Here is a 17,966-nt window from a genome sequence, read left to right as displayed (position 1 = left end):
ACTGTCAATAAATCATTTTTAAAAAGCAGATTTGAGAATCGAAATTTATACCGATGGCGCTTGCAGCGGAAATCCGGGGAAAGGCGGATACGGAATCCTCATGCGTGTTCCGGAAAAAAATTACCAGAAAACTTTTTCCAGGGGTTTCAGGAAAACTACCAATAACAGAATGGAACTTCTGGCTGTCATCACAGCATTGGAAAAACTGAAGTCAACAGAAAATGAGATCCATATTTATACAGACAGCAAATACGTATCTGATGCGATCAATCAAAACTGGATTGCAGGTTGGATCAAAAGAGGATGGAAAAATGTAAAAAACCCGGATCTCTGGAAAAAATTCGTTGAGCTTTACAATAAACACAATCCTAAAATGCATTGGATAAAAGGTCACGCCGGGCACTTTGAGAACGAACTTTGTGATAAATTAGCGGTTGCGGCTGCCAATTCTTCCGACCTCGAAATTGATACTTATTTTGAGAATCTTGACAATAATTCCTTATTCTAGCTTAATTAGTACAAATACGTAATCACTACTAGAATATTCACCATTATATCATAATAAGCGATAAATTTTTAAAAAATTATTAAAATTTTAGCAAAATTAACATTAAATACATATTAATTGATTGGGATTTAATATCTTTACATATTAAATAAGTCCCATTATAAATGAATAAAAATCTATTATTGTATTTATCTGTTTTTTTACTCTGTATAGCCGGGAAGTCCTTTGCCCAGACTTATCAGCTTGTGGGAAACCCTGTAACAACGACCGGTTGGACAATGGTTTCTCCCACCGTGGTAAACACAGATTTTATTCAGCTTACTCCGGATACCAACAACCAATCCGGCTCCATCAGGCTGAATGACCCTATCAATCTAAAATATTGCGACAAATGGAGAGTGGAATTTGACTTCAGAATGGACTCCAACCAAACCTCCAACGGAGATGGAATCGCCTTCTGGTATCTTGCCAATCCGCCTGTTGCCAGCGTATTAGGTTCCGGTCTTGGAGTTTCTCAGAATGCAGTTGGCCTTATCGTAGGGCTGGACACTTATAACAATACCACTACAGCTACTATGAGTAAGGTACATGTAGCTTACGGGCAGGTTCAAAATACAACAGATACCAATAACGTTGAATTCTTCAATGTTCCCGGAAGCTCCTTTCACTCACCGGATTTAAATACGACACAGCCTTTTCAGGGAACTACCTTTAAGCACGTTGAAGTAACGGCACAGGTAGATCCTGCTGCTCCAACCAGCTGGATTATAAAAATAACAATAGATGGTAATGTAATATGCAATCAGTCTTTTGCCCCTTCCGGAACGGCTGCTGCAATGACAGTAGGATATTTTGGATTTTCAGCATCTACAGGAGGTGCAAGATCAAGACATTCCATTAAAAATGTAAAAATTTATACGGATAAAGTTCCTATTTTACAGAATTCAGCAACCCAGTCGTTCTGCCCCAATCCCACTACAGGATATGGCTCCGTAAACCTGACTTCTTTCAATTCGCAGTTTGTCAGCAATCCTTCCAATTATACATTCACTTACTATCCTTTTGGAAGCTCAACGCCTATCGCAAACCCAGCCAATTATCAGTTTAATGCCAACACCACTGTTACCGTTGTTGTTAAAGATAACGCAGGACTGCTCTGTGATAACCCGGATGGGAAAATATTACTGGTTCTTGCCCCTTTCAAAGCTGAAGACAAAACGATTACAGCATGTAATAACAACAAAGCCGGAACCGCTACATTCAACCTGAATACCGCGAATGTTACGGATGTTCCCGGCGTCATTAAAAAATATTATAAAACGCTGGCCGACCTCAATGCTGATAGTAATGAGATTCAAAATCCAACCAATTATATATCTGCACCGGGAGTTGTTTATGTAAAAGTAACGACGCCTCAGGGATGTACAGGCACAGCAAAAATCACACTGGCATTTTACCCTGACACCCCTGTGAAAGAGGCTACCCTTAGATCATGTTTCATTGAAAATAATATTACCAGTGCTATTTTTAATCTGACTACTGCAGATGTTACCACTTTGGGAACAGGAGCCGCAAAAAAATATTATACTTCAATAGCAAATGCTTTAGACGGAACCAATGAGATCATGAATCCTCTTCAGTATTTATCAACAAGTACAGCCGTGTATGCAAAAGTAACAGATGCCAACGGATGCTTTAATATTGCTAAAATCAACCTTATCGTATTACCTCCTGTAACGTCCTCTGTTCTGAAAGACAAAATCATTTGTATTGGCGAAAAAACAGATCTGGATGCAGGTCCCGGATTCGATGGTTATGAATGGAGCACCGGAGAAACAACCTCATCTATTAAGGATGTAGGCGTGGGGCCTTATTGGGTAAAACTTAAAACCGGCAACTGTATTACTACACAGATTGTCAATGTAAAAGCATCTGCAAACCCTGTGATTTCCAGCATCAATATTGACAACAACACAATCACTGTAAATGTAGCGGGCGGAACCCCTCCTTATCAGTTTTCTGTAGATGGAGTTAACTGGCAGACCAGCAATATATTCACAGGCCTTGCAAGAGGAGAGGTAAGAGTTTATGTAAAAGATGTTTATGACTGTACACCTGTTGAAGTTCAGATTACAGTACCTAACCTTATCAATGCCATCACGCCAAACGGCGATAATGTAAATGACTTTATTGACTACTCAGCACTTGCCTACAAGAAAAACCTGCTGTTCATTGTTTATGACAGATATGGCAACAAACTTTATGAGGCTGGAAAAATGAGAAACTTCACATGGGACGGAACTGCTTCCGGTAAAAAAGTCCTCACAGGGACTTACTGGTACACCATCTCATGGAATGAAAACAACAAAGACAATACTGAAACCAAATACTCAGGCTGGGTATTGGTAAAAAACAGAGAATAAAATTTACTATCTGAAACTACCTCCTTTGGGGTAGTTTCGGTATTAAAGGAGACTTTATTCTATCCGAAATTGAAACCATACATTACGTTCGTAATTAATATAAACATAAAAGAAACAATTTATAACCAAGAACAAATAACATCATAATCCATCCACTATGAAAAAAGATATACTCATTTTATTTTTGGCTATCTTACTCTGTCTTCCGGGAAGATTATTTTCACAAACCTATCAATTAACAGGAAACCCTGTAAATACAACTGGCTGGGATCTGGTCTCTGACGCTGTGGTAAGCGGAGACTTTGTAAGACTTACGAGTGATCAGACCAGCAGATACGGGGCTATAAAACTATCCACTCCAATCACCCTGAGCTACTGTGATAAATGGAAAGTGGAATTCGATTTCAGAATTGATGGGAACGGAACCGCACAGTTTGGAAGAGGAGACGGCTTTACTTTCTGGTACCTTGCAAATCCGCCAACAGGATTCGTCTCAGGAGGAGGATTGGGTATTCCGGCCAATGCCTCAGGACTGATGGTTGGTTTTGATATCTTCAACAATACAACTGAAGGGCAGATGAGTAAAGTTCATATTCTTTACGGCACCAATAATACAGCAGGTAATAATATCGAATACAACACAACTCCGGGAAGTACTTTTCATTCACCGGATCTTATTGCTACCAATCCATTTGTAGGAGATACTTACAGACATGTTGAAGTAAACGGAGAAACAGACCTTAGCAATCCTACCAACTGGATTATCAAAGTAAGGATAAATGGTGCTCTTATTGTAGATCAGTCTTTTGCTCCTTCCGGAGGCGCTGTGGGAATGTCACAGGGATATTTCGGTTTCTCTGCAGCAACGGGAGGCGCCAGTGCAAGACATTCCATTAAAAATGTTAAAGTTTTTGTGGATAAAGTTCCTATCTTAAGCAACACCGTAACACCGTTCGTATGTACCAATCCAGCTACCGGAAATGGAGTTGTAGATCTTACTTCTTATAATTCTCAATTTGTAAATAATCCCGGTAACTATATTTTTACTTATTATTTACTGGGAAGTTCCACTCCTATTGCCAATCCTGCAAGCTTTCAGTATTCAGGAAATACTACAATTAAAGTAGTCATCAAAGACCCTACTTCTACTCTTTGTGATAACGGTGATGGAGTTATCCAGCTAAACCCTACTCCATTTGCAGCAACTGATGCCAGTCTTACCGGGTGTAATAATAACAATGCCGGGACAGCAACCTTCGATCTTAATACAGCTGCCGTAACTAATGTTGCAGGAGTTACCAAAGAATTCTATCCTACTTTATATGATCTTAATAATGGAACCAACCAGATTACCAATCCTTCTGCTTACGCATCTGCAGCAGCAACAATATATGTAAAAGTAACCACTCCTCAGGGTTGTGTGAGTATAGCTAAAATTACATTGAATATTTACCCTGTTGTGGTTGTCAATGATATTGAAATCAAATCCTGCTTTATTGAAAGCAATCCGTCTATGGCCTCCTTTAATCTGGTAGGAGCCGTCGTTTCACAGGGTGGACTTACAAAGGAATATTATCCTTCATTAACTGATGCTATCAGTGGAACTAATGCAATATCTACTCCGGCAGCATACATTGCTCCTAATGGAGTGGCTTATATTAAAGTGTTCAGTGCAAACGGTTGCTACTCTATTGCTAAAGTTACATTAACCGTAATACCACCTGTTTACTCAAGAACTTTACTTGACAAAACAATTTGTATAGAAAATACAACCACTTTAGATGCCGGAGCAGGTTTCAAAAGCTACGAATGGAGCACAGGAGCGACTACCCAATCTATAAAGAATGTAGGAGTTGGCACTTATTGGGTAAAACTTAAAACAGGCGATTGTATTGCAACGCAAAAAGTAACGGTATATCCTTCCGACAATCCGGTTATTACCACGATTGATATTGCAGGAAGCACTGTAACAGTATACGCCAATGGCGGAACTCCTCCGTACCAGTATTCAATGGATAATATCAACTGGCAGGATTCCAATGTCTTTACCAATATTGCAAGAGGAGAAGCAAAAGTATATGTAAGAGATGGGTATAACTGCGTCCCTGTTGAAGTCAATATCACAGTACCTAATCTGATCAATGTAATTACGCCAAATGATGACGGCAAGAATGATTTTATTGATTATTCAGCGCTTGCCAATAAACAGAATCTGGAAATAGCAATTTTCGACCGATATGGCTACAAAATGTTCCAGGCAGATAAAACCAATGGTTACAAATGGACAGGAACCACTAACGGAAGCAAAAAAGTTCCTACAGGAAATTACTGGTATTCTATTTCATGGAATGAAAATAATAAAAACAGTACTCCGATAAAATTCTCAGGCTGGATTGTTGTCAAGAACAGAGAATAATTACACTTTCCAACACATCAAAAGAATCACTCCGCTGGCCGGGGTGATTTTTTGTATTAACAACAAGGAGATATTTCATTTTAAAGACCCTTTATTCATATTCAATTCTTAAATTTGTCCTATGAATTATTTGGAAGCTTTAAGCAGAAGATATTCTGTAAAAAAATTCAATCATCAGATTATTCCTCAGGAAACCCTTCACAACATTCTTGAGTCAGGAAAGCTGTCTGCCAGTTCGCTGGGACTTCAGCCTTACAAGATCATCGTTGTTGAGAGTGAGGAGATGAAACAGAAACTGATTCCTGCCTTCTATAATCCATCACAGATTTCCACCTGTTCTCATCTTATTGTTATTATTTCGAAGAAAACAATTGAAGAGAATTATATCCGTGGTTATTTTAATCATATTTCTGAAGTACGGGATACTCCCATTGAAAAACTGGATCCCTTCAGAAACAGCATTAATCAGCATATCAGCCAGAAAACACATGAGGAAATTTTCAACTGGGCAGAAAAGCAGTCCTATATAGTATTGGCCAATCTTATGTATGCCGCTGCTATTGAAAATATAGACTCATGTCCCATGGAAGGTTTCCGTCAGGATATTATTGAAGAAATTCTGGATATCAATCCTGAAACAGAAAAAGTAACCGTTACCCTCGCTTTAGGCTACCGTTCTGAAGAAGATCATTTCCAGCACATGAAAAAAGTAAGAAAACCAAACGAAAAATTGTTTAAATTTATTTAATATTTTAAACGATTGTACCTAAAGCCAGCATATGATAAAAGCGGATGTATTAGTAATCGGTTCCGGCATTTCCGGACTTTCCTATGCCATTAAAGTTTCTGAACAGCTCCCTGATGCCAAAATCATTATCGTAACCAAGTCTGACGAAGACGAAAGCAACACCAAATATGCACAGGGCGGTCTCGCTGTTGTTACAGATTTCCAGAATGACAATTTCCAAAAGCATATTGACGATACAATGCGTGCCGGCGACGGGGAAAACAAACGCGATGTCGTAGAAATGGTAGTAAGAGAGGCTCCGGCGAGGTTTAATGAAATCGTTGAGTGGGGAGCTCAGTTTGATATGAAGAATGGTAAATTCGCTTTAGGAAGAGAAGGAGGCCATACTGAAAACAGAATCGTCCATCATAAAGATATCACAGGTTTTGAAATTGAAAGAGCTCTTTTGCAAACAGCCAACAACAGCCCGAATATTGAAATTCTTGATCATCACTATGTCATTGATATCATTACCCAGCACCATGTTCCGGGAAAAGAGCTCAATGAAGGGGACATCCACTGCTATGGAGCCTACATTCTGGATGAAAAATCCAAGACCATCAAAAAAATTACTTCGAAAATAACACTGGTGGCCACAGGAGGTGCCGGACATGTATATAAAAACACCACCAACCCTACAATTGCAACAGGAGACGGAATTGCTTTCGTAGCCCGTGCCAAAGGTAAGGTTTCCAATATGCAGTATTACCAGTTCCATCCAACAGCTTTATACAGCAAAATGGACGGAATGCTATTTCTAATTTCAGAGGCGGTACGTGGAGACGGAGCAAAACTAAGAACAAAAAAGGGGGAAAAATTCATGCACAAATATGATGAACGTGAAGAATTGGCCTCCAGAGATATTGTAGCAAGAGCTATCGACGCTGAAATGAAAATTACCGGAGATGAATTTGTTGGTTTAGACTGTAAGGAAATGAATCATGAAAAATTTTTAGAACATTTCCCGAATATTTATAAAAAATGCAAAGATGAAGGAATTGATCCTTTCACCCAGCTGATTCCTGTTGTACCTGCCTGCCACTATCTGATGGGAGGTATTGAAGTAGACAGGGACGGACAGTCTTCCATCAGAAACCTTTTCGCCGTAGGAGAATGTACCAACTCAGGACTTCACGGTGCCAACAGACTTGCTTCAAATTCACTTCTTGAAGGTTTGGTTTTCGGACACAATGCTGCCATGAAAACCGTAGATCTTCTGAACGAAAACAACTTCAACTTCGATGATCTGAAAGCCGTTCCTGAATGGGATGAAGAAGGAATGAAAATCATGGATGAAATGGTCATCATCAGTTATCTGAGAAAACAGCTTCAGGAAATGATGAGTGACCTGGTAGGTATTGTAAGGAGCAACCGACGTTTGAATATGGCTCTGCAAAAACACCAGGAGATTGCCGCTGCCGTTGATGAAATATACCACTACTCTATTCTTTCCCCGCAATTATCAGAATTAAGAAACTTAACAACCGTTGCGCACCTCATCATTACTCAATCTATGGAAATGACAGAGAATAAGGGAGCATTTTATAATAAAGATTTAGCCTAAAAGCAAAATATAATGAAAAGACCAAGCTACGTTACAGATAAAGCATTAAAGACATTTATAAAAAATGCCCTTGAAGAGGATATTCAGGATGGAGACCACTCTACCCTGTCTACCATTCCACAGGATCTTGTACAAAGTGCCAAGCTTTTGGTAAAACAGGATTGTATTCTTGCAGGTGTTGAACTGGCAGAAATCATTTTCCACACTTTTGACAAAAACTTAAAAGTTGAAGTTTTTATTAAAGACGGAACTCCTTGTAAAGTCGGGGATGTGGCACTTATTGTAACCGGAAGCGCAAGATCTATCCTGTCTACTGAAAGATTTGTTCTTAACTGCATGCAAAGAATGAGCGGCATTGCTACGCTTACCCACGATTGGGATTCCAGATTGGTAGGTACTAAAACTAAACTTCTAGATACAAGAAAAACGACTCCCAACTTCAGAATGTGTGAAAAATGGGCAGTAGCTATTGGTGGAGGAACCAATCACAGATATGGTCTTTATGATATGATTATGCTGAAGGACAACCATATTGATTATAATGGAAGTATCTCCAATGCTGTGGCAATGGCGAAAGACTATGTTAAAAGGAATAAGAAAAAGTTAAAAATAGAGGTTGAAACGAGGAATCTTGAAGAAGTTCAGGAAGCCATCAACGCTAAGGTTGACAGAATTATGCTTGATAATATGGATGTGAAAACCATGAAAGAAGCTGTAAAAATGATCAACGGCTCCTGTGAGTCTGAAGCTTCAGGTGGAATTACCCGTGATATGCTGAAAGATATTGCAGCAACAGGCGTTACTTACATCTCCGTAGGAGCCCTTACACACTCTGCAGAGAATATAGATTTGAGTCTCAAAGCAGTGAAATAGCGTTGAATTTTTAACAAAAACACCCCCACTTTGTTAAAAATTCAATAACATGACTTTTTTCATACAAAAATTCAATTTTTAGCCATAGCACTGATTTTTAACACTTTAAGATTATTAAGACTGATTAAAAATTAACATTGAGTTAATAATAGTTAAATTTAATTTTGCGAATTTTGCAGAAAATTAAATCTAATTATTACTAACGATTATGAAATTAATCAACAAATCAATACTAACTGCGGTAATTACATTATCTACAGCTAGTGTTTATTACGCTCAACAAGTTCAGGACACAGTACAAACTAAGTCCAAAGATATTGAAGAGGTAATCTTAAGAGGTGTTACGGATATCGCTAAAGATAGAAAGACACCTGTTGCTGCATCTACCATTAAAGCAGCACAACTTGCAGAAAGATTAGGTAACCAGGAATTACCTGAGATTTTGAACACTACTCCATCTGTTTATGCTACAAAATCCGGAGGTGGTTTTGGTGATGGAGGTCTTACAATCAGAGGTTTCGAATCAAGAAACATCGCTGTAATGGTAAACGGTATGCCTGTAAATGATATGGAAGGTGGTACTGTTTATTTCTCAAACTGGACTGGATTATCTGATGTTACAAGTACACTACAGGTTCAGAGAGGTTTAGGTTCATCTAAATTAGCTATTGCTTCTGTAGGAGGAACAGTAAACTTCCTTACCCGCTCTGCAGATATGAAAAAAGGAGGGGTAATCAGATTAGGTGTTGGAAATAATGATTATTTAAAAACTTCATTTTCTTATAATACAGGAAAATCTAAAGATGGAGTTTCTGCATCATTCTTAATGAGCAGACAAGCCGGAGGTACTTATATTGAAAATACAGATTATGAATCTTATGCATATTTCTTTGCATTAGGTTATGAAATCAATAAAAAACATAACTTACAGTTTACCATAACTTCTGCTCCTCAGTGGCACGATCAAAGAACTTTTGCTCCAACAATTCAAAATTACATCAACTATAACCCTGAATATGATGGAAAAAGTCCTTACAGAAGATATAACTCTGACTTCGGATATTATACTGATGCTTCAGGAAATAAAGTTGCTTTAGCAAACAGATCTAACTATTATTCTAAGCCGGTAATGATGTTAAACTGGGATTGGACGATGAGTGAGAAGTCTAAGTTAAGTACAGTTTTATACATGTCAAATGGTAGAGGTGGTGGAACAGGTGATTTAGGTAAAGTAGGAGGAAAAGGAATGACTGATTTCTATGATACAGCTGGTCACTTTAACTATGATGCTATTTTCGCGGCTAATGCAGCTGTTAACTTAAATACTGCAGGTGCTGGAAGTACTCTAATTCGTAGATCAAGTATCAACTCTCACAACTGGTATGGTATCTTGGCAAACTTCCAACATAAAATCAATGACAACTGGAATTTCTCAGTAGGAACAGATGATAGATATTACTATGGTTACCACTATCAGGTTGTTAGTGACCTTTATGGAGCAGCAGGATATAAAGACAAAGCGAACCAAAATTTAGCTCCAAGAATCGTAAGCAATACTTATGATTATAAAAAGCTTAGCTGGAATCCTTTTGGAGGTAAATTAGCTCCATCTGAAGACCAGATTGGATATAGCAATGACGGAGAAGTTCTTTGGTACAGTGGATTTGCGCAAGTAGAGTATACTAAAGATAACTTATCTGCATTCTTACAAGGTTCCGTATCTAACCAAGGTTACCAGAGAATTGATAACTTCGTAGTAGATGGAAGCACAGTAAAAGGTCAGACAATAAACACTAAAACTGGATTTAAAAATATTTTCGGATACAATATTAAAGGGGGGGCTAACTATAACATTAATGAACAACATAATGTTTTTGCTAATTTAGGTTATTATAGCAAGCAGCCATTCCTTAACACTGTTTACCCAAGTAACCAACAGCTTATTAACCCTTATCTAACTAATGAGAAAATTTCTTCTGCTGAAGTTGGATATGGATTCAGATCCGCAAAATTCACTGCAAATGTTAACGTATATAGAACACAGTGGAAAGACAGATGGTTAAGAAAAACAGGTCAGACTTTCACTTTAGCAGACGGTTCAACGACTACAGGTTATTCTGAAATCAATGGTATTACCGAAATTCACCAGGGAGTAGAATTTGATGGAGTATACAGACCTAACCGTTTCTTGGAAGTTCAGGGGATGTTCTCTTGGGGAGATTACTATTATAAAGGAAATGCTAGTGTAGCTTCTTTCGATGATAACAACAACCCTGTTACTTTAGCTGGTTCAGCAGGTAACGAACTATACTTGGATAAAGTAAAAGTAGGAGGTTCAAGCAATAACAGTATTCCTCAGATGACAGCATCATTAGGTCTTACAGTAAAACCGGTAAAAGATCTTAATATCTTCGGAACCTGGAGATATGTAGGTAAACTTTATTCTACTATTGATGCTGGAACATTTACTAACGTTTCTGCACAGGATAGAGGAGTATTGAAATTACCTGACTTCAACTTATTCGATATAGGTTTCTCCTACAAAATCAGATTGCAAAACGAAGCTCAGTATTTCACAATCGGAGCTAACGTTTACAACCTATTTGATACTGTATATATTTCTGATTCTGCTACAAGTGTATTTGCTGATGATAAACCAAAATATCTGGCTGATGGAAAAACACTTAATTCTCAAAATCAGACTTACGAACAGCTTGGTATGATGTACAAAGGTCTAGCAACTGGTAACCGTGCTTATTTCGGTTTCGGAACTACCTGGGCAGCAACATTATCATTCAACTTCTAATAATATCACAATATTAGATTTTCTCAATATCATTCCCGGCTTTGAGCCGGGATTTTTGTTATCTTTGTGTACAAAAAAATAGGATTATGGATTTTTACAACATTTTACTTAATGCCCACAAAGGATTCGGGTATCTTGAGATTCTTTTGGTAACATTATTTATCATTGCACTTTTAGCTACCATGTTCGGTTACAGTGGAAAAGTGAACAAATTTTTGAAGAAAACGACTCTTTTTACAATGATTTTCTTCCATGTTCAGTTTTTATTGGGGATCATTATGTTAATCACCACTTTCAGCAAAGGATTAAATATGGGAGAAGTAATGAAAAATGCAGCATTAAGATTTCAATATGTTGAACATCCATTCTCTATGCTTATTGCTGCGGTTTTGATGACCATTGTCAACAAAAAAGTAAAATCCAACGATACTATTTCTTTAGGAGTAGTTATTATGGGACTGATTGCAGTAGGTTTATTTGCATTCGCATTCCCTTGGACAAGAGTCTTTGGGGCTTAAAAAAGATAAAGAAATTATATGCGTTATAATTTATAAATAGTTTAATCTTAAATTTTTAATTAAATCAATGAAAGTAGCTGTAGTAGGTTCAACAGGAATGGTTGGACAAGTCATGCTTAAAGTTTTGGAGGAGAGAAACTTCCCTGTAACAGAATTAATTCCGGTAGCATCCGAAAAATCTGTAGGTAAGAAGGTGAAGTATAAACAGAAGGAATTTACGATTGTAAGCATGAAGGACGCTATAGCTGCCAAACCGGATATTGCCATCTTCTCTGCAGGAGGTTCTACTTCCCTTGAATTCGCTCCTCTGTTTGCAGAAGCAGGAACAACAGTAATTGATAATTCTTCTGCATGGAGAATGGATCCTGATAAAAAATTAGTCGTTCCTGAGATCAATGCTGATGTTTTAACAAAAGAAGATAAAATCATCGCCAATCCGAATTGTTCTACCATCCAATTGGTAATGGTTCTTGGACCATTGAACAAGAAATATGATTTAAAAAGAGTAATCGTTTCTACGTATCAATCTGTAACAGGAACAGGTAAAGCTGCTGTAGACCAGTTAAACGGTGAGATTAGTGGAAATGAATCTACTGAAAAAGTATACCCTTATCAGATCTTCAAAAATGCATTGCCACACTGTGATGTATTTGCTGATGATGATTACACGAAAGAAGAGATCAAACTGATGAAAGAGCCTAAGAAAATTTTAGGAGATGATACTTTCAACCTGACAGCAACTGCTGTAAGAGTACCTGTTCAGGGAGGACATTCTGAAAGTGTAAATATCGAATTCGAAAATGAATTTGAACTGGATGAAGTAAGAAAAATCTTATCTGAAACACCTGGCGTAATTGTAATGGATGATGTAAAAAACAACCACTACCCTATGCCTCTGTACTCAGAAGGAAAAGACGAAGTTTTTGTGGGAAGAATCAGAAGGGATTTATCACAGCCGAAAACACTCAATCTCTGGATCGTAGCAGACAACCTGAGGAAAGGAGCGGCAACAAACGCTGTACAAATCGCAGAGTACCTTGTAGCAAACAACTTAGTATAAACTAACAAAATAAAAAGAGTCTCAGAATTGAGATTCTTTTTTTTATCAAACACATTTATGAATACCCAGAAAAATGCCCATCAGGAGAAAATAGGATTTCAAAAGCTCATCGCCATATTTGGAATCATCCTTTTTGTCGGAAAAATTATTGCATGGAAGCTTACCAGTTCTGATGCGGTCTTTTCCGATGCCATGGAAAGTATCGTCAATGTCATTAGTGCGTTCATGGGGCTTTATTCATTGCACCTTGCTGCCAAACCCAAAGATGAAGACCATCCGTACGGCCATGGAAAGGTAGAATTTGTAACATCCGGTATTGAAGGCGCCCTTATTGCTATTGCCGGTGTTATGATCATTTATGAAGGAGTTCATAGCCTTATTGTAGGAAAAACGCTAAGCAAGATTGATCTAGGAATCTGGATTATTGCAGGCACCGCAGTTGTGAATTATCTTCTGGGATATATCTCCATAAAAAAAGGAGAAAGAGAAAATTCTCTGGTTCTTATTTCATCCGGAAAACATCTTCAGTCCGATACCATTACAACGCTTGGTGTGGTTGCCAGTTTAGTTATTGTTTATTTTACTAAAATCTATTGGCTGGATTCTGCAGTAGCATTAAGTTTTGGGCTTTATATCATATTTGTAGGCTATAAAATCGTCCGAAAGTCATTAAGCGGTATTATGGACGAACAGGATCCTGAAATATTAAATCAGATCATTAAAATCCTCGAAGAAAACAGACATACAGAATGGATTGACGTACACAATATGAAAATCCAGCAGTTCGGGTCTTCTTTGCATATTGATGCTCATATTACCCTTCCCTGGTATTACGATCTGCGTGATGCACATAGTGAAATGGAAAACGTCATTCTACTTCTTGCCGGAAATATAAAACGCAGTATTGAGTTCAATTTCCATATGGATGACTGCAAACCAATCTCATGCCCGATCTGCCAGATCAAAGAATGCCCTGTCCGGGAAAAAGATTTCATTAAACGCGTCGAATGGACTCCGGAAAATGTAACCAGTGTGGATAAACACACAGCAACTGAAGATGAGTAAGAAATAAATAGGTCTGGTTCAGCTTTCTTTACTAACCATTTGTTTTCTGTAATAGAACATCGGTACAATCAGAAGTATGATTAACGGCTGGATTACGAATCGCCTCATATAAAAAGAAAAAAGATACCCTACTTCAAATCTGTCATGAATACAATACAGATAAATAGGCAATGTAATGACAAAAACAACAGTCATCATTATTGCTCCCTGTATTGTCCATCCCTTATTTTTAAATAAACCGTAAATAATCAGACAGGAAAAAAATAAGTTTAAAATAAATCTGAAAACATGTCCGGCAATCAGTTTGCCCCATTCAAATGCAGGAAAATCAATATTCTTATTGGCCTCATGAAAGTAATCAAGGAAAGGATCATAAAAAATAGTTCCTTCCAGGATTCTTACCCCAATCAACCCGCAGATCCCTGCGATAACCAGAAGCCAGTTAAGAATTTTCATGTTTTAAAGCAAAAAATTTAATCCAGATCAGCCAAAGAACAACAACACTCCCATAAATAACAGCAGGAAAAACAAAATCGTGAAATATTTTTCCATACTCTTTATGATCGGTCATCACGATATTTAATCCCATAATTCTCAAGAGATTCATAATATACAGGATTACCAATCCTGCACCCACAAAAACAAAAGTCTTTATTCCTTTATAGAAGGCAAATACAAAAGACACAAATAAAATGATGACAGAAACCGCATTACAGCCTTCTACCATTCTTGTTGCATAATTTTGTTTAACATAAAACCAAACCTGTTCGTTTTTTACATCATCATAGATTTCTGTAGGATATCCTATGGCGTTCTGCAGGGAAGTCACCTGATTGGCAATCATCCTTGAAAACAAATCCAGCCCGGAATCTTTCCCACTGTTCAGATAGAACTGATAAGCGAAAAGCAACACCAGATAAATAACAATAAAGCGCAATAAAATACCTAAAACAGGTTTAAAGTCTTTCAGCATAATGCAAAGATAAAAATTAGCATGTAATATCCTGAATCTGAATCAGAAAACTTAAGAATAATAGAATAAAGTCTACAATTATGGAGTTAAAAGGAAAAATTCCCACTAATACATTCAATAAAAGTAGTATCCTACAGATTTATTATAAGAGACTTCCCTGTTGATATTCAATTCCTTAAACTATAATTTCCAACTCATGTTAATTTAGTATATTTGTTTCCATATTATGACTTCTGAAAACGCAAAACGATTTTTTGAAAACCAGTTAGGTAAAAAATCTTCTGAATTCGTCACATTAGCTCAAAGCGGCTCTGCGAGGGTAAATTTCCTGGCCACTGCCGGTACAGAAAAATACATCATTACGTACAATGAAAATATTCCGGAAAATGAAAGTTTTCTTTACTATTCTGAAATATTTTCGGGCCTGAATCTTAATACTCCTTCTATTCTTGCCGTTTCAGAAGACCGGAAGATGTATATCCAGGAATTTTTAGGACAGCATACCCTTTCTGAAGTGATTGCAAAAGAACAGCAGTCTCCCGCTGTAAGATCTTTGGTGCAGCAAACGTTAGAAAAGCTTTACCAGCTGCAGATCCAGACTCGGGGGAAAATTGATTTTTCAAAAACCTTTGAGTATGAAAGTTATGATGAACTTCCCGTGATTCATGATCTTTATTATTTTAAAAACTTTGTAGCAGATTTTCTGGAGATTGAATATAATAAGTCGGCTCTTCTGAAAGAATTCAAAAAAATTGCAGTCCTTATTGAGAATCTTGAACCTAAAGGAATTATGATCCGTGATTTCCAGGCAAGAAACATCATGGTCAATGAACAGAATGAAGTCTCTTTTATCGATTATCAGTCAGCAATGAAAGGTCCGTTGATGTATGATGTCATCTCTTTCCTTTTTCAGGCCAAAGCCAATTTTCCTGAAGATTTCAAACAAGAAATGCTGGATTTTTATATTGAGCAGTTTGATGATCCTGCAACAAGAATTCAGTTGAAAAATGCAGTGATGCCTATTCAGATGATGAGATTTTTACAGGTTTTAGGTGCTTACGGATTCAGAGGTTTGATACAGAGGAAACAGCATTTCATGGCCAGCCTGGAAAAAGGAATCCGGAATATCATACAGTTTTCAAATTCCTGGGAACACATGAAGGATTATCCTGAATTGAATAAGGTTATTCAGCAATTGGCATCGGAAAAGGCACAACAAAAAGTTGAAGAAATTATAAATTTAAACCATTAAGAATGCTTTAAGTCATTAAGAACATTAAGGTTATGACCAAAAAAGAAATTACTCAACTGTCATATGAAATTACTGGCTTTGCTATCAAAGTCCATAAGACTCTTGGTCCTGGTCTACTTGAAAGCGTTTATGAAGAGTGCTTAAAAATTGAGCTTGTTAAAAATGGGTATGATGTTAAACAACAATTATATTTTCCCATCAATTATGAAGGAGTAGAAATTGAGACAAAACTTGTTGTAGATCTCCTAGTAAATGATACAATTATTATAGAGTTAAAAGCTGTGGAAGACGTATTACCAATCCACGAAGCACAATTACTCACTTACATGAAAGTTCTTAAAAAACCACAAGGTCTTCTTATTAATTTTTTTACTAACAATATTACAAAGTCAATGAAACCCTTTATTAATGAATTTTTCAAAGAACTTCCTGACTAAATTTTGATTTATCAAAATCTTAACTTACCTTAAAAACTAAATAAGCCTTAATGGTTTAAAAATTTAAAAGAAAGAATATGCTACACATCGAGATACACAGTTTTTCTTACAAAAAAGGAGGAATTCCCAAAGATAATTCCGGAAATGGAGGAGGTTTTGCCTTTGACTGCCGTGGAATTTTAAATCCGGGAAGAATTGAAGAATATAAAAGCCAGACCGGAAATGATATAGGAGTTCAGGAGTATCTGGAAACAAAAACAGAAATGCCAAAGTTTCTGGAACTCGTAAAATCTCTTGTTTCAATTAATATCGACAATTATTTAGAAAGAGGCTTTGAGCATCTGCAGATCAATTTCGGATGTACCGGCGGACAGCACAGATCGGTATACTGCGCAATAAAAATCGCTGAATTTATCCAAGAAAAATATCCTGACGGGACTGAGATCACCCTTCAACACGATGAACAGCCACAACTCAATATTAGTAATCAGTAATGAGCAATAAGTAATTTTCATATTACAGCTATTCATTACTCATTATTCATCACTCATTACTTACACTATTATGAAAGCTCTAATTTTCGCAGCAGGGAAAGGTACCAGACTTAAACCGTTTACCGACCATCATCCTAAAGCACTGGCAAAAGTAAATGAAGTTCCGCTTCTGGAAAGAAATATCAATTATCTGAAAAGTTTCGGAATAACGGATTTTGTGATCAACATCCATCACTTTGGAGATCAGATTGTTGATTTTTTAAATAAAAATAATAATTTCGGGTGTAAGATCGAAATTTCGGATGAAACCCACGAACTTCTGGAGACCGGTGGCGGCTTGATTTTTGCAAGAAAATTTCTTGATCACGGAGAAGATTTTTTAATCATGAATGCTGATATTCTGACTGACCTGAATATCAACACTTTGGTAGAATACCACAAAAAGATAAAAGATTTTGCTACTTTAGCGGTTTCGGACAGAGAAAGTTCGAGAAAACTCCTTTTCAATGATGATATGGTATTAAGAGGCTGGCTGAATGTCCAAACCGGAGAACAAAGGCTTGCAGAATTCAACAAAGGCTTTAAAGCACTAGCTTTCAGCGGCATCCATTGTATCAATCCTATCATCTTTGAAAAAATAAAAAGAACAGGCAAATTTTCTGTTATGGAAGAATATCTGGATCTGATGCAGACCGAGCATATACATGGCTTTGTGCATGACAGTATTCTTATTGATGTCGGAAGACCTTCATCCATAATAGAAGCCGAAAAACATTTTAAATAAATTTTG

Annotated in this window: 16 protein-coding genes; 14 read left to right on the top strand and 2 right to left on the bottom strand. The window is 37.1% G+C overall.

Features of this window, described 5'->3' with window-relative positions; all coding sequences use genetic code 11:
* The first annotated feature begins 31 nt into the window (after positions 1–31).
* The 10 genes from rnhA to EL165_RS17510 all read left to right on the top strand — a co-directional run bounded on the left by rnhA (position 32) and on the right by EL165_RS17510 (position 14,020).
* Positions 32–508 (top strand): ribonuclease HI, encoded by a 477-nt coding sequence (rnhA, locus tag EL165_RS17555; RefSeq protein WP_002982803.1) that lies wholly within the window; start codon positions 32–34, stop codon positions 506–508.
* Between the two features lie 164 nt (positions 509–672).
* Positions 673–2,931 carry a T9SS type B sorting domain-containing protein gene (locus EL165_RS17550; RefSeq protein WP_002982800.1) on the top strand — a complete coding sequence of 753 codons (2,259 nt, stop codon included), beginning with the start codon at positions 673–675 and terminating at the stop codon, positions 2,929–2,931.
* A gap of 157 nt (positions 2,932–3,088) precedes the next feature.
* Positions 3,089–5,347 carry a T9SS type B sorting domain-containing protein gene (locus EL165_RS17545; protein WP_002982797.1) on the top strand — a complete coding sequence of 753 codons (2,259 nt, stop codon included), beginning with the start codon at positions 3,089–3,091 and terminating at the stop codon, positions 5,345–5,347.
* A 121-nt stretch (positions 5,348–5,468) separates the two neighbouring features.
* Positions 5,469–6,095, top strand: a complete 627-nt coding sequence (locus tag EL165_RS17540; RefSeq protein ID WP_002982795.1) for an NAD(P)H-dependent oxidoreductase — start codon at positions 5,469–5,471, stop codon at positions 6,093–6,095.
* Between the two features lie 31 nt (positions 6,096–6,126).
* A complete protein-coding gene (nadB, locus tag EL165_RS17535; protein WP_002982792.1) occupies positions 6,127–7,698 on the top strand; it encodes an L-aspartate oxidase in 1,572 nt (523 codons plus the stop codon).
* Positions 7,699–7,710: 12 nt separating this feature from the next.
* The gene (gene nadC, locus EL165_RS17530) at positions 7,711–8,571 is read left to right on the top strand and encodes a carboxylating nicotinate-nucleotide diphosphorylase (protein ID WP_002982789.1); all 861 of its coding nucleotides are present in this window, start codon (positions 7,711–7,713) and stop codon (positions 8,569–8,571) included.
* A 208-nt stretch (positions 8,572–8,779) separates the two neighbouring features.
* Entirely contained in the window at positions 8,780–11,377 is a 2,598-nt protein-coding gene (locus EL165_RS17525) for a TonB-dependent receptor (RefSeq protein WP_002982785.1), read from the top strand.
* 86 nt (positions 11,378–11,463) lie between these two features.
* A complete protein-coding gene (locus tag EL165_RS17520) occupies positions 11,464–11,895 on the top strand; it encodes a hypothetical protein (RefSeq protein ID WP_002982782.1) in 432 nt (143 codons plus the stop codon).
* A gap of 67 nt (positions 11,896–11,962) precedes the next feature.
* Entirely contained in the window at positions 11,963–12,955 is a 993-nt protein-coding gene (locus EL165_RS17515) for an aspartate-semialdehyde dehydrogenase (RefSeq protein WP_002982780.1), read from the top strand.
* A gap of 57 nt (positions 12,956–13,012) precedes the next feature.
* Positions 13,013–14,020, top strand: a complete 1,008-nt coding sequence (locus EL165_RS17510; protein ID WP_002982777.1) for a cation diffusion facilitator family transporter — start codon at positions 13,013–13,015, stop codon at positions 14,018–14,020.
* A gap of 18 nt (positions 14,021–14,038) precedes the next feature.
* On the opposite strand, the gene EL165_RS17505 is transcribed toward EL165_RS17510, so the two are convergent.
* Complete coding sequence (locus EL165_RS17505) at positions 14,039–14,476, bottom strand: exosortase F system-associated membrane protein (RefSeq protein ID WP_002982774.1); 438 nt, start codon at positions 14,474–14,476, stop codon at positions 14,039–14,041.
* Positions 14,463–14,993, bottom strand: coding sequence for an exosortase family protein XrtF (xrtF, locus tag EL165_RS17500; protein ID WP_002982771.1), 531 nt, complete (start codon positions 14,991–14,993; stop codon positions 14,463–14,465). The genes EL165_RS17505 and xrtF overlap by 14 nt, the downstream gene beginning before the upstream one ends.
* Positions 14,994–15,219: 226 nt before the next feature.
* Between xrtF and EL165_RS17495 the strand changes: the two genes are divergently transcribed.
* The 4 genes from EL165_RS17495 (at position 15,220) to EL165_RS17480 (ending at position 17,960) form a co-directional block, all read left to right on the top strand.
* Positions 15,220–16,245 carry an aminoglycoside phosphotransferase family protein gene (locus EL165_RS17495; protein WP_002982770.1) on the top strand — a complete coding sequence of 342 codons (1,026 nt, stop codon included), beginning with the start codon at positions 15,220–15,222 and terminating at the stop codon, positions 16,243–16,245.
* Between the two features lie 32 nt (positions 16,246–16,277).
* Positions 16,278–16,682 (top strand): GxxExxY protein, encoded by a 405-nt coding sequence (locus EL165_RS17490; protein WP_002982769.1) that lies wholly within the window; start codon positions 16,278–16,280, stop codon positions 16,680–16,682.
* A gap of 77 nt (positions 16,683–16,759) precedes the next feature.
* Positions 16,760–17,176, top strand: a complete 417-nt coding sequence (locus EL165_RS17485) for a RapZ C-terminal domain-containing protein (protein WP_002982767.1) — start codon at positions 16,760–16,762, stop codon at positions 17,174–17,176.
* Between the two features lie 70 nt (positions 17,177–17,246).
* On the top strand, positions 17,247–17,960 hold the full coding sequence (locus tag EL165_RS17480) for a nucleotidyltransferase family protein (RefSeq protein ID WP_002982765.1): 714 nt from the start codon (positions 17,247–17,249) through the stop codon (positions 17,958–17,960).
* Positions 17,961–17,966: the final 6 nt, after the last annotated feature.

Origin of the sequence: Chryseobacterium gleum, assembly GCF_900636535.1 — a bacterium.
Classification (GTDB): Bacteria; Bacteroidota; Bacteroidia; order Flavobacteriales; family Weeksellaceae; genus Chryseobacterium; species Chryseobacterium gleum.
This window is presented reverse-complemented; position numbering and strand designations above follow the sequence as displayed.